General features: G+C 66.6%; 8 protein-coding genes and 1 pseudogene. 2 read left to right on the forward strand and 7 right to left on the reverse strand.

Annotated features, from left to right (window positions below; translation table 11 throughout):
* Nucleotides 1–47: 47 nt before the first annotated feature.
* The 3 genes from Aph01nite_RS03980 to Aph01nite_RS03990 all read right to left on the reverse strand — a co-directional run bounded on the left by Aph01nite_RS03980 (nt 48) and on the right by Aph01nite_RS03990 (nt 3,751).
* A complete protein-coding gene (locus Aph01nite_RS03980) occupies nt 48–2,375 on the reverse strand; it encodes a sodium-translocating pyrophosphatase (protein WP_204039332.1) in 2,328 nt (775 codons plus the stop codon).
* Nucleotides 2,376–2,930: 555 nt separating this feature from the next.
* The gene (locus Aph01nite_RS03985; RefSeq protein ID WP_204039333.1) at nt 2,931–3,398 is read right to left on the reverse strand and encodes an ATP-binding protein; all 468 of its coding nucleotides are present in this window, start codon (nt 3,396–3,398) and stop codon (nt 2,931–2,933) included.
* A gap of 2 nt (nt 3,399–3,400) precedes the next feature.
* A complete protein-coding gene (locus Aph01nite_RS03990) occupies nt 3,401–3,751 on the reverse strand; it encodes an STAS domain-containing protein (RefSeq protein WP_204039334.1) in 351 nt (116 codons plus the stop codon).
* Between the two features lie 157 nt (nt 3,752–3,908).
* Here Aph01nite_RS03990 and sftH point away from each other — a divergent pair, with 157 nt between their 5' ends.
* Together sftH and Aph01nite_RS42550 are read left to right on the forward strand one after the other, a co-directional pair.
* Nucleotides 3,909–6,845: a DEAD/DEAH box helicase gene (gene sftH, locus Aph01nite_RS03995; protein WP_239161381.1), complete on the forward strand. Its 2,937-nt coding sequence runs from the start codon at nt 3,909–3,911 to the stop codon at nt 6,843–6,845.
* A gap of 2,144 nt (nt 6,846–8,989) precedes the next feature.
* Nucleotides 8,990–9,178 (forward strand): annotated as a pseudogene (locus Aph01nite_RS42550) (IS256 family transposase); the annotation flags it as partial.
* Between the two features lie 174 nt (nt 9,179–9,352).
* Here the strand turns inward: Aph01nite_RS42550 and Aph01nite_RS04005 are convergent.
* The 4 genes from Aph01nite_RS04005 to Aph01nite_RS42415 form a co-directional block, all read right to left on the reverse strand.
* Nucleotides 9,353–9,886 carry an Rv3654c family TadE-like protein gene (locus Aph01nite_RS04005; RefSeq protein WP_204039335.1) on the reverse strand — a complete coding sequence of 178 codons (534 nt, stop codon included), beginning with the start codon at nt 9,884–9,886 and terminating at the stop codon, nt 9,353–9,355.
* Nucleotides 9,887–9,955: 69 nt separating this feature from the next.
* Complete coding sequence (locus Aph01nite_RS42410; protein WP_307836759.1) at nt 9,956–10,513, reverse strand: TadE family type IV pilus minor pilin; 558 nt, start codon at nt 10,511–10,513, stop codon at nt 9,956–9,958.
* Nucleotides 10,514–10,516: 3 nt separating this feature from the next.
* A complete protein-coding gene (locus Aph01nite_RS04010) occupies nt 10,517–10,720 on the reverse strand; it encodes a DUF4244 domain-containing protein (protein WP_239161382.1) in 204 nt (67 codons plus the stop codon).
* Between the two features lie 889 nt (nt 10,721–11,609).
* A complete protein-coding gene (locus Aph01nite_RS42415) occupies nt 11,610–12,770 on the reverse strand; it encodes a type II secretion system F family protein (protein WP_204039336.1) in 1,161 nt (386 codons plus the stop codon).
* Nucleotides 12,771–12,848 lie beyond the last annotated feature (78 nt).

Raw genomic sequence — 12,848 nt, forward strand, 5'->3', positions numbered from 1 at the left:
GAGGGTCCCCCGGCCGAGACCGGGGGACCCTCAGAGCGCTGGGAAGATCAGCCGGCGACCGGCTCCAGCTCTTCCTTGTTGTTGTCCGACGACTCCATGCCGCCACCGGAACGACGCTTGGACACCAGGATCGCGCCGATCACGATGACCACCGCGAGCACGGTCACGCCGATCCGCAGGCCGACGTTGTCCGCGTACACCACGACCGCGGGCGCGATCAGCAGCGCGACCAGGTTCATCACCTTGATCAGCGGGTTGATGGCCGGACCGGCCGTGTCCTTGAACGGGTCGCCCACGGTGTCGCCGATGATGGTCGCCTCGTGCGCCTCGGAGCCCTTGCCGCCGTGGTGCCCGTCCTCGACCAGCTTCTTGGCGTTGTCCCACGCGCCGCCCGAGTTGGACAGGAACACCGCCATCAGCGTGCCCGCCGCGATGGCGCCCGCCAGGTACGCCCCCAGCGGGGCGTAGCCGAGGCCGAAGCCGACCGCGATGGGCGTCAGCACCGCGAGCAGACCGGGCGTGGCCAGTTCCCGCAGCGAGTCCTTGGTGCAGATGTCCACGACACGGCCGTAGTCGGGCTGCTCGCTGAAGTCCATGATGCCGGGCTTGGTACGGAACTGCTCCCGCACCTCGAACACCACCCGCATCGCCGCCCGGCCGACCGCCATGATCGCCAGACCGGAGAACAGGAACACCACGGCCGCGCCGATGACCAGGCCGACCAGGGCGTTCGGCGAGTCCACGCTCAGGCTGAAGTTCTGGAAGACGCCCAGCGAGTCCTTGACGGCCTGGCTGGCCTTGGCCAGTTCGCCCTCGACCGCCGTACGGAACGAGCCGAACAGGGCGGTCGCCGCCAGCACGGCCGTCGCGATCGCGATGCCCTTGGTGATCGCCTTGGTGGTGTTGCCCACCGCGTCCAGCGAGGTGAGCACCCGCGCGCCCTCGCCCTCGACGTCGCCGGACATCTCCGCGATGCCCTGCGCGTTGTCGGAGACCGGGCCGAAGGTGTCCATCGACACGATGACGCCGACCGTGGTCAGCAGGCCGGTGCCGGCCAGGGCGACCGCGAACAGCGCCACGGTCACGTTGCCGAAGCCCAGCAGGAACGCGCCGTACACGGCCGCGCCGATGAGCAGCGCCGAGTACACGGCGGACTCCAGGCCGACCGAGATGCCCGCCAGGATGACGGTCGCCGGTCCGGTACGGGAGGACTCGCCGATGTCCTTCACCGGACGACGGTTGGTCTCGGTGAAGTAGCCCGTGAGGATCTGGATCGCGCTGGCCAGCACCAGGCCGATCAGCACCGCGCCGATCGCGATGATCCGCGGGTCGGCGGTGATCGCCTGCACCGCGGGCGAGGCGGAGGTCAGCTCGGCGAACGAGGCCGGCAGGTACGCGTACGCGGCGACCGCCACCAGCACGGCCGAGATCGCGGCCGAGATGAAGAAGCCGCGGTTGATCGCCGCCATCGCGTTCCTGTCGTTGGCGCGCGGCGAGGTCACGAAGATGCCGATGATCGCGGTGATCACACCGATCATGGGCACGATCAGCGGGAACACCAGACCCTCGGTGCCGAAGGCCGCCTTGCCCAGGATCAGCGAGGCGACCAGCATGACCGCGTACGACTCGAACAGGTCGGCCGCCATGCCGGCGCAGTCGCCGACGTTGTCGCCCACGTTGTCGGCGATGGTGGCCGCGTTGCGCGGGTCGTCCTCCGGGATGCCCTGCTCGACCTTGCCGACCAGGTCGGCGCCGACGTCGGCGGCCTTGGTGAAGATGCCGCCGCCGACCCGCATGAACATGGCCAGCAGGGCCGCGCCGAAGCCGAAGCCCTCCAGCACGCTCGGCGCGTCGCCCTTGTAGGCGAACACCACGATCGCCGCGCCCAGCAGGCCGAGCCCGACGGTGAACATGCCGGCCACGCCGCCGGTGCGGAACGCGATCCGCATCGCGGTCTTCTCGCCCGCATCCCGGGCGGCGGCCGCGACGCGCACGTTGCCGCGCACCGCCAGCCACATGCCGATGAATCCGGTCAGCGCGGAGAACACCGCGCCGACGACGAAGAAGACGCTGCGCCCGATGGCCACGCTGGTGGAGTCAGCCGGCAGCAGGAACAGCAGGAAGGGAATCAGAATGACAAAGACGGCCAGCGTCCGGAACTGCCGCGTCAGGTAAGCGGCAGCTCCAAGTTGTACGGCTTTCGCGATGTTCTGCATACGTTCTGTGCCCTGAGGCGCGGCCAGCACCTCGCGCACGAGACCGCCTGCGACGGCCAGCGCGATCATGGCCACGGCGGCCACCACGACCACGATCGTGAGATGCGAGCCGCTCAGGGATACCACTGCGTCATCGACAGCGGCGGGATAGGCAGACAATTCCGTCCTCCTCGGCCAGACGGGTAGGTCCTGCCCGGGAGGCGCAGCCTCACAGTTTCTTCAGGTGCCCCATCGCGAGCGGGGCCTCAGCGGCGCACTTCCGGGTGGTTGGCAGTGCCGCTTCCGGTTGCGTTCCGCAATACCTTGGCCGGTGCGGGGAGTCTACGCAGCCCGCCGACGGATACGAAAGGCCTGGGGCCCGCTAATTAGGGCCGCGTCCAGTAAGGCCCGGTTACACCCCCACCCAAACAGGCTGTTTGGCACATAAGTAAAAAGTTTCCATAAGGTTACGGACGGCCTCGTTTGGGAGTTAGCTACGCCCGAAACTTGGTGGAGGTTTGATTCGGCCGGACCCAAACCCGCAGGCCCGTTCGGGGTGTGCGGGGCACGAGACCGGAACGCACCTCGGCCTTGCACGCTTCGGATCACTGCGGAGTACACGCCGCAAGCCTTACGCGTTGGCCTTACACGTTTAGGGTCACGGGGGACGCGCCGCCAGACCTTACGCGTTTGGGACACACACCTGGGTCACACGGTCGGGTCGCGGTGTCGTCCTCAGTGGGCCGGGACGCCGTTGGGAGTCGCGGCCGGCCAGCTCATCCGGATCCGCACCCCGGTCGGACCGGGCGAGACCTCGACGTCGTCGGCCAGACCGGCGATGACCGCGATCCCCAGACCCGGCATCTCCGGAACGATCCCGAAGACCCCTTCGGCTGCGGCCGGAGTGGAGATGAAGCCGTTGGCCGTACCGGACGGAGACTGGAGGTCGTCGTTGGGTGCGGAATCGGTGACCGTCACCTCGAAACGCCCCGAATCATCCCGGAGCTCGATCCGGATCGGCTCCCCCGGGCAGTGGACGCGATGCGCCTCGACTGCCCGGGAGCACGCCTCTCCGACGGCGAGCCGCACCTCGTCCAGCAACGCCTCGGCCACCCCCGTGCGACGGGCGATGGCCGTGGCGACCAGCCGCGCCGTGCGCACGTGCGCCGGCAACGCGCTGAACGTCAGCTCGACGGTGGCCATGACTACTTGTCTCGGCCGTGGGCTTCCTTGGCCTCATCCACGGAGGCGTAGATCCCGAAGACCTTGGTCAGACCGGTGATCCGGAAGATCTTCAGGATGCGCTCCTGCGTGCAGACGAGTTCCAGGGAGCCGTCATGCGCCCGCACCCGCTTGAGCCCGCCGACCAGCACACCAAGGCCGGTCGAGTCGAGGAAGTCCACCTTCTCCATGTTCACGAGGAGGTGGAAGTTGCCCTTGTTCACCAAGTCGATGAGCAGCTCACGCAATCTGGGCGCGGTGTAGACGTCGATCTCACCCTCGACATCGACGACGGTGAGACGGTCCTCGGTACGGTGGTCCAACTTCAGATCCACAGATCCTCCAGCGCCTTGCCTGCGTAGGTCCGATGCAGATCGTGCATCCTAGGAAAACACGATCCTGACGCGCGGCATTCAACCACGCTACGCCTCAGTGTCTATACGAAATCCCGACTCCGGGCGACTCTCCCCGCAGATGCCATGGTGGAAACCAATGAATCGGTCCTCTTCACCCGCTCACCCCCACAGGCGTGCGTCAGGCCGGAGCGGACCACTCCTTGAGCGCTTGCTGACGACCTCGGCACGGCACGGGAGAGTCACTCACGTGGAGCATGTTCCAGCACGTCAGGCTGGTCAAGCCCAATGGCCGGATTGGGTCCCCCCGCAGCTGCGCGAGCGACTGGAGGGGCAGGGCGTGACCGGTCTCTGGCCGCACCAGCTGGCCGCCGCGGAGCACGCGCACCGTGGCCAAAACGTGATCATTTCCACAGGGACCGCCTCAGGAAAATCTCTCGCCTATCTGGTCCCCTCGGCCACATCCATCCTGTCCGGCGCCACCGTTCTCTACCTCACCCCCACCAAGGCCCTCGCCGCCGACCAGCTCCGCTCCGTCGAAGCCCTCCACCTCGATCAGGTACGCCCCGCGACCTTCGACGGCGACACCCCCATGGAAGACCGCGCCTGGGTCCGCCGCCACGCCAACTACGTCCTGACAAATCCGGACATGCTCCATCGGTCGATGTTGCCGCGCCACGCGGCCTGGGTCTCCTTCTGGCGCCGCCTGCGGATCGTGGTCGTCGACGAGTGCCACACCTACCGGGGCGTATTCGGCTCGCACGTCGCCCAGATCCTGCGCCGCCTGCGCCGCGTCGCCGCCAAGTACGGCGCCGACCCCGTCTTCTTCCTCGCCTCCGCGACCGCCAGCGAGCCCGGGATGACCGGGATGCGCCTGACGGGCCTTGAGATGGCCGAGGTGACGCGTGATGCCTCTCCCCGAGGGGCGACCACCATCGCGCTCTGGGAGCCGCCCCTGACGGATCTGCGGGGCGAGGGAGGCGCCCCCGTCCGCCGTACGGCCACCGCCGAGGCCGCCGACCTCCTCGCCGACCTGGTTCTCGACGGCGTACGGACCCTCGCGTTCGTCCGCTCACGGCGGGCCGCGGAGACCGTGGCTCTTTCGGCCCGTGGGCACCTGCACGACACCGAACTCGCGCTGGGGGTGCACGCGCGACCCGCCCGGGCCGCCGTCGCGACGCCGGTGCTGCCGGAGTTGCGGCTGGCCGACAAGGTGGCGGCGTATCGGGCCGGATACCTGGCCGAGGACCGGCGGCTGCTGGAGAAGCAGCTGAGGACGGGTGAGCTGCTCGGGGTGGCGACGACGAACGCGCTGGAGCTCGGGGTGGACGTGTCCGGGCTGGACGCGGTGCTGATCGCCGGGTGGCCGGGGACGCGGGCCTCCTTGTGGCAGCAGGCCGGGCGGGCGGGACGGGACGGGCAGGACGCGCTGGCGGTCCTGATCGCGCGCGACGATCCGCTGGACACGTACCTGGTGCACCATCCGGACGCGCTTTTCGGGCATCCGGTCGAGGCGACCGTGCTGGATCCGGACAATCCCTATGTGCTGGCGCCGCATCTGTGCGCGGCGGCGTCCGAAATACCGCTGACGGATGAGGATCACCTCATTTTCGGTCCTGCTGCTAGGGGGGTTCTGGACGAGCTGGTGGAGCGGGGGTTGTTGCGGCGGCGGACGACCGGATGGTTCTGGACCAGCCGGGATTGGGCTGTGGATCTGGCCGATATCCGGGGGTCGGGTGGGGCGCCGGTGCAGATCGTGGAATCGGGGACCGGGCGGCTGCTGGGGACCGTGGACGAGGCGTCGGCCCATGGGACCGTGCATACGGGCGCTGTGCACATCCATCGAGGCGAGACGTACGTGGTGGATGAGTTCGACCTCGACGCAGGGGTCGCGCTGGTTTCGGCCGCCACGCCGGACTATTCGACATTCGCGCGGGACATCACGGACATTCGCATCATCGAGTCATCGCGGTCGCGGGCGTTCGGACCTGGGGAACTTCATTTCGGGTCGGTCGAAGTGACTCGGCAGGTCATCTCGTACCTCAAACGCCGATCCCAGACCGGCGAACTCCTCGGCGACGACCCCCTCGACCTCCCACCCCGAACCCTCCGCACCCGCGCCGTCTGGTGGACCCTCCCCACCTCCTCCCTCACCGCCATGACCCCCACCATCGACCCCACCACCGACCTGAGCGGCGACCCGAGCAGCGACCCCGCCGCCGACCCGAGCGACGAGCTGAGCAGCGATCCCGCCGCCGACCCGAGCGGCGGCCTGAGCGTCCTCACCACCGACCCGAGCGGCATCCCAAGCAGCGTCCTCACCACCGACCCGAGCGGCATCCCGAGCAGCGTCCTCACCACCGACCCGAGCGGCGTCCTGAGCAGCGATCCGGCCATCGATCTGGGAGGCGACCCGGCCAACGACGTGCGCATCGATTCGGCTAACGACTCGGCCAATGATCGCCGCGGTTCGCGTGGAGCCTCCCGTGGCCGGGGTACTGCCCGGAGTGTCGCCCGGGGCATGGACCCAGGGATCGACCTGGGCGGGGCCGCGCACGCGGCCGAGCATGCCGCGATCGGCCTCCTGCCGCTGTTCGCCACCTGCGACCGCTGGGACATCGGCGGGGTATCCACCGAACTCCACCCCGACACTGGCATGCTCACCGTCTTCGTGTACGACGGCCACGACGGCGGAGCCGGCTTCGCCGAACGCGGTTACGCCCACGCCACCGACTGGCTCACCGCCACCCGCGACGCCATAGCCTCCTGCGAATGCGAACGAGGCTGCCCCTCCTGCATCCAATCCCCCAAGTGCGGCAACGGCAACGAGCCCTTGCACAAGGCAGGCGCCCTACGCCTTCTCGGCATCCTGCTCACACCTCAGGCAGATTCCCCAGAATCGCCGCACCCGCTGCCTGCCGCCGGCTCGGACTCAGATGTCGCGCTGCCTACTGCCGACTCATCGCCAGACACCCCGCTGTCTGATGCCGGCGTCAGCCCAGACGTCCTGCTTCCCTGTGCGCTGTCACCTGCGGACACGGTGTCGTCTGAAGAAACGATCGCCCGAGCCACATAGGGCCTCAATAACGGCACATCATCCACGACTTCATATTCATACGCATCTTCATCCGCTATGGGGCCCGCCGTGCCAGGATCCACCGATGCGAGATCAAGCCGGGGAAGATCCGCCGTCACGGAATCATCTAGTTCGATATCCGCAGTCCCGGAATCCTCCGTCCTGACGTCCGCAGTCACGGGATCTGCGATTTCGAGATCTCTCTGGGTGAGATCCGCTTCGAGATCTCTCTGGGTGAGATCCGCGCTGGAGCTACTCGCCCGGGTGAGATCCAGTTCAGGGAGACCGGCTCGTGTCAGGTCCCTCGTTCCAAGATCCGCCTGAGCGACCTGGGCCACCGGCATAACGATCAACGGCCGACGGACGGCACCAGGTGGGCTGGCGATTTCGTGCGACGGGGACCGGGAAAGCGATGGCGATCGGATATCTCGCTTCGTTGGGGAGATCGTCTCCCCGATCACCACGGCAGCCTCAGACCCACCACGTCTCCGGCCATTACGGCGCAGCCACGAACCCACATGCCCACAGATCAGCAACAACAGCAGACCGATAGCGACATAGATTCCATAAGCGAGTTCGTCCCGATAATCCGGCGACCTGAGCGCCCTCGTCGGCCCCACTGCCGCCTCCGGCTCAGATGCATGCCCATCGCCGATCACTTCAGGTAGATCAGAACCGGTCTTGGTCGGTTTGGGCGACCTAGGTAGTTCCGGGGCCACGACATGCGGCGGATCGGCCTCCCGCACCTTGGCCTTGTTCTCATTCGGGACAGGAAGGTCCCCGCCACCCACTCGACCCGATGATTCTGTTGAGGAGGGTCCTCCGGCCGGAAGAGTCACATAAGCAACCCTCGAACTCTCCGACCCAACACTTCCCCCGAACCCATCCCCTCGAAATGCCTCGACAGAAATCCCCAGCTTCTCCCCAACCACCGTCTCGGGAAGCTCAAGAATCGTCTGACAACGCTCCCCTGAGCAGACATCCCCCACAGGAAGCAGACCCAAGTCCTCACCTTGATCGCTGGACACGGCATAGGACTGCAGATCAGACTCCACCCCTTTATCCCAGCTCACCACCACCTTGTCGCCTTCAAGCTCCACGTCAACCTCCTGCGGCGCCGCCGGTGGTCTCCGTACCGCAAACGTGTGCTCGGCCCCCTCACCAACCCCTGTGACCGTCAACCTGGCCGAATAAAATCCATTAACCGCAGAATCTTCCAGCTTCACATCAAACCGAATAGAACCCCGCCCCAGGCAAAGCAGAGAAGTCCGCTCCGTTTTACTGCCAAGCACCTCTCCCGAAGGCCCAAGGATCGAGAGCGTCCCTTCACAGACATTCTCAATATGCGCGCTGGCAACAATCCACGCCTCTCCCACAACCGCCCCCGAAGCGGGACTGTCGATCCCACCATCAGCCCCACCAACACTCGCCTGCACCGGCCGGGCCAGCGTCCCCAAAACGACCGCAATCGCCCCAACTACCCAAAAGCCATGAATTACCCCACGAACCACCCCACGAAAATCCTGCGCACGCGCACGCCCCCAACCCGCCGACTGCATCATGACGCCGTATCCCTCCGCCGAGATCCAACCCCCGATCCCGAAACAGGACACATCCACCCAGGAGCACCCCGAACAGATATCCATAACCCAGGGCCTCCCACACGAGACCCCACAGACCACATCGAACCGAGGGCAACCGGCACCTTATTCGACAACCTTCACCCTTGGACCCACAGTCCAAAAAGTCACAATTGACACCAACACCCGTTTCCCGATTTTCGCAAGATCCATACCGGAGTAGGCGAACCCCAACGGCAGCACACCATTGATCAATCGGGACCTTTCGGCACGGAAACGCGTTCTCTCCCCAACCGAAAAGGCCAGGCTTCCAAGCTGCCGAGAATTCGATATCGGCCAACCCAAAGATCTACTCAGCCAGCCGGAACATTCACCCGCGCCCAGACCACAGCCTCACGCTCATGTTTGGCGACGACACCGGATCCCAGTTATCCGGCCACCTCATCGGTGTCGACTCTCCGGCCACGCCACGCCACCGACTCTGCGATCAAAGGAAATTGCCAACAATCCGCTGGCCATGCCGAGTTGCCGCCCTCCCACTGCACCAGGTAACCGTCTCCACTGCCACGTCAAGTAGCCCTGCTGCGGCTGGCCGGAGGCGTCCTGGTCGAAGCCCACAACGAATGGCAGGTCAGCGACCGCCGCTACCTATCGGAGGGCTCCATGGCCCAACTCGCCGACCTCGCCGACCTCGCCGACGAATGCTCGGATTCGGCTGAACCCCAGACACCCGCCGCATTGGTCGCGTCATAGTCACAACAGCCACTACTCGGCGACCTCACATGATCGGCTGGAGTTGCACCACTCAGTGGGACACGACCCCGCACGCGATGCCTGAACTACACCACTCAGCAGGACGTGACCGGATCACCAGCTCCGCTACCCCGCGCCAAGCTGCCGGCTACGCGACCACGCCACGTCGCCGGGCTACGAGGACACGACGTCGACTGGACCCGCTTTGGCGTTCACGGTGATCGTCCGAACCCCCAGACCAGGCAGTGACACCTCAAGAGCAACGGAGACATCGACAACGCCGTCAGAGGCGTCGCACGACCTGAGCGAGGCTCCATTGATTTCGACGACATGTTGAGCCCGACCGCAGGCACTGTCCGGATGCGCCAACGCCCATTTTGCCGCCGCGAGCGCCCCGAGATCGGCCGCCGACTGAGCCCGATGCCAAGCGACTCGTCCAACCCCAATCTGCACGCCCACCACCGCGACCACCCAAACCAGCGCCGTCGCGGCCACAACCCAAACCGTGCCGGCCCCCCGCTCCCGCAGCACCGCTCTCACACTGCCCCTTCCCCCTTCCTCGCTCTCCCCTCTCCGCAACACGCCACTCTCACCCCCGTCATCACTCCCTGACGGTCCCGCCCAGGCCGACCAACGTTGTCCGTCCGCTGGTCCGCGATCCCGAAGGCCAAACGGGTCAGCCCATCGGCAATCACCCCGCCGAATCATCCGCCGATCCAGCCGACGGCGATCAAGTACCAGCGATGCAGTCTTTCCAAGACGGTCTGCTTGGCGGATTCAGCCGGTCGATCCTGGTTCTGTCACCGATGAAGCCGTGGCCGAAACCGTGAATGGAGGAACCAGGAGGCCGGCGACCGGTCTGACTTTTGCCACTACGTGGACTTTTGCGAGTTCGGCGTCAACTGCGACAGAGGTCTGTGCGCCCTCAGGAGCCGACCGGAGCACGATTGCGCGAACGACCTCGGCGCTTTCGCCCCGGGCCGCGGCCCGAGCGCCCGCCCGAGCCGCGTCCACACACTCCAGCTGAGCGCAGACCACTGCCACCGCCCATAGCGCCGCCCCAAGGACGACCACCAGCGCCGGCAAAGCCACAGCGGTTTCCGCAGTGACCGATCCAGCCTCAGCCGAGCCAGTTCTAGCCGAGCCAGCTTCAGCCGAGCCAGCATCAGTCGAACCAGCTTCAGCTGAGCCAGCCTCAGCTGAGCCAGCTTCTGCGGAACCAACTCCAGCTGAGCCAGCTTCAACCGACCTGCTTGCAGAGGTGCTCCTGTCGTCCCGTCGACAGCCCCGGGGAACAGGGGTCCGGCGCCAGACGGCAGTGGTGGTTTTCGACACGGTTTATCCCGCTAGGTTGAGTGCCTTCTGGATGAGGGCGGAGAGCATTTCCTGGACCTCGCCGGAGGTGACCACCTTGAAGAGCAGGGCGGCGAATCCGCAGGCGGCGATGGTGCCGACTGCATACTCTGCGGTGGACATGCCTGCCTCTCTGCGCGTCCTGGCGGTGAGCGTCCACTGCACGCCCAGCTGACGGGCGCGGTCCACGACACCGACCAAGCGGAGTGGCCGAGTCGAGCAGGCCGAGGGGGTGCTCGTGACGGGGGCGAGCGGGGTTATCGAGGGGAGCGGGCGGATTGGGGTTCTGACGATGGCTGGCGTTGCGGCTGAGGGGGTGGGGGACTTCGGTTTGGGCCATCTGCTGGCCGTTGCCAGCCATGGGGAGCCGGTCGAGCCGACGATGATCAGGGATTCCGTCAGGGCCAGTGCGTTCGGTCGGGTGTGGATGGATGGGGCGCAAGCGCCGGTCGGATGAGTAGAAGCGCCGGCGGTGGGGCGGTCTTCAGGCGAGGCGGGGATGGAGGTCTGGCTGGCGTCGTGGGGAGGGGTGGGGCAGAGGCGAAGGTGGCGGGGTGAGCTGGTGGGCTCGGGGTGCTGGAGTCGCTGGGCGCCCTGGGTGCGCTCGCTGGTCCACACGCGCATCTGGTCCTCCTACAAGCCTGGGACGGACCCTCCGCCCGAAGCCACCCACAGATTGCCTGAGCACAGCCCTTCTCGCTGGGCCCGAACTCCGTTCTGTGGATAACCGAAAGGCTGTGGATAACTGCCGCGCAGAATCAAGCTGCCGCGACTCATGTCCGTAGGCCTGTGGGCATCCCGTTATCCACAGCTGTGGAAAAAGTCCTCCACAGGCCCCTCCCGGAAGTCCACCATGCGCTATGAGCCTGCCGTCCCAGGTGGGTGGACGCATTTGGGTGTGCCTGCGTTCCGGCGTGCTTCGGAAGGTGCGACTCGGCGACGTGAAGGACTACGGCTCAGAGGTCTACAGCTCAGAGGTGTGAATGGCTCAGAGGTGTGAATGGCTCAGAACGTGAGGTTTCTTAGGCGCGTGAGTCGGATTTGGGCTGGCGACCGTTGCGCGGGGAGGACCTGCGTCTTACGGGGTGAGGACCTGCGTTGCTAGGCCGGCGACCACGGGGATGATGCCGAGGAAGACGAAGGCGGGGAGGAAGCAGAGGCCGAGGGGGGCCACTGCCTGGACTCCGACCTTTCGGGCGGCTGCTGAGGAAGCTGATCGGGTGGCGTGGCGTGCGTCGTCCGCGAGGCGGGTGAGGACGTCCGCCACGGGGGCTCCGCTGTCCACTGCTCTGGACATTGTGCGCGCCAGAGAGGCTAGGGGGCGGTCTTCGGCTAGAGCTGACCAGGCCGTGGAGGGGTCGGCCCCGAGTCTCGTTTGAGCGCTCACCCAGGACAGGCGTGCGCCGAGTGGACCTCCCACAGCTGTGGCGGCTGTCTCTGCGGCGGCGGTGAGGGGTTGGCCGGCCCGAAGACAGGCGACCATGAGATCGGCCGCGAATGGGAGATCCGCGATCATGCGTTCGCGGCGGCGTCGGCTGGCAGGGGGTTCCCGGCGGCGGATGAGTGTGACTACGGCGACAGCAGCTGTCGCGGCCGCGATCACCCCCGGTAGGCCCCCAACGATGAGATACGCCAGAACAGCGGTCGGTCCAGCGATGAGAATGCCCACACGAAGCTGCGCAGCAGCCGCCACGGTTTCTGCGCCATGGTCGGCACCGCCAGCCCATCCACGGCCACTACGAACGCGACCGGCCCCCAAGGCACCTCCAGGGGCACTACTGGTCCAGGCCGCATCACCGTAGATGTCGCTGGTCCCGGCGCCGCCTGAGGAGTTGGTAGCCCATTCGCTACCGCCGCCCCAGGGACCGCCTCCAGGGACACCGTGCACCCATGCCGAGCCGCCGTAAGCGCCCCTGGCCCTTGTGGCGTAAACGGGATCATTGGTCCTTGCGACGGCACCGCCCGTTCCTGCGGCGGCACCAACTCTTTGAGCGCCATCCCGAGTGGCGTCAACTTTCCCGCTGTTGTCTCTTCGTCCGGCTGCACTGGCCCAACCAGCTGGACCGACCCATCTGGATTCGACGGGAGTTCGGGCTGGTGGGGTGCCGTCAGTCAGGTGATCGACGACGTCTCCGAGTGAGGATCGCCGCGCTCGAAGGAGGCGATCGAGGGGATCTCTGCGTGCGGGCCAGATCCAGACTGAGAGTGCTGCCAGCCCAGCGCCCAGAAGAACGAGCATCAGATTCTCCGTTGCGGGTGCGTTGATCGAATAGCGCTTGGCCGAGCGCTCGAAGTACTGCCGGTCGAAGGATGGCCG

It is taken from the genome of Acrocarpospora phusangensis (assembly GCF_016862995.1).
GTDB lineage: Bacteria > Actinomycetota > Actinomycetes > Streptosporangiales > Streptosporangiaceae > Acrocarpospora > Acrocarpospora phusangensis.

Bases quoted from the DNA above. Each gene is read 5' to 3' on its own strand.
- sftH (WP_239161381.1), top strand. From the start codon at position 3,909: ATGAATCGGTCCTCTTCACCCGCTCACCCCCACAGGCGTGCGTCAGGC.
- Aph01nite_RS03985 (WP_204039333.1), bottom strand. From the start codon at position 3,398: ATGGCCACCGTCGAGCTGACGTTCAGCGCGTTGCCGGCGCACGTGCGC.
- Aph01nite_RS04005 (WP_204039335.1), bottom strand. From the start codon at position 9,886: ATGATTCGGCGGGGTGATTGCCGATGGGCTGACCCGTTTGGCCTTCGG.
- Aph01nite_RS42415 (WP_204039336.1), bottom strand. From the start codon at position 12,770: ATGCTCGTTCTTCTGGGCGCTGGGCTGGCAGCACTCTCAGTCTGGATC.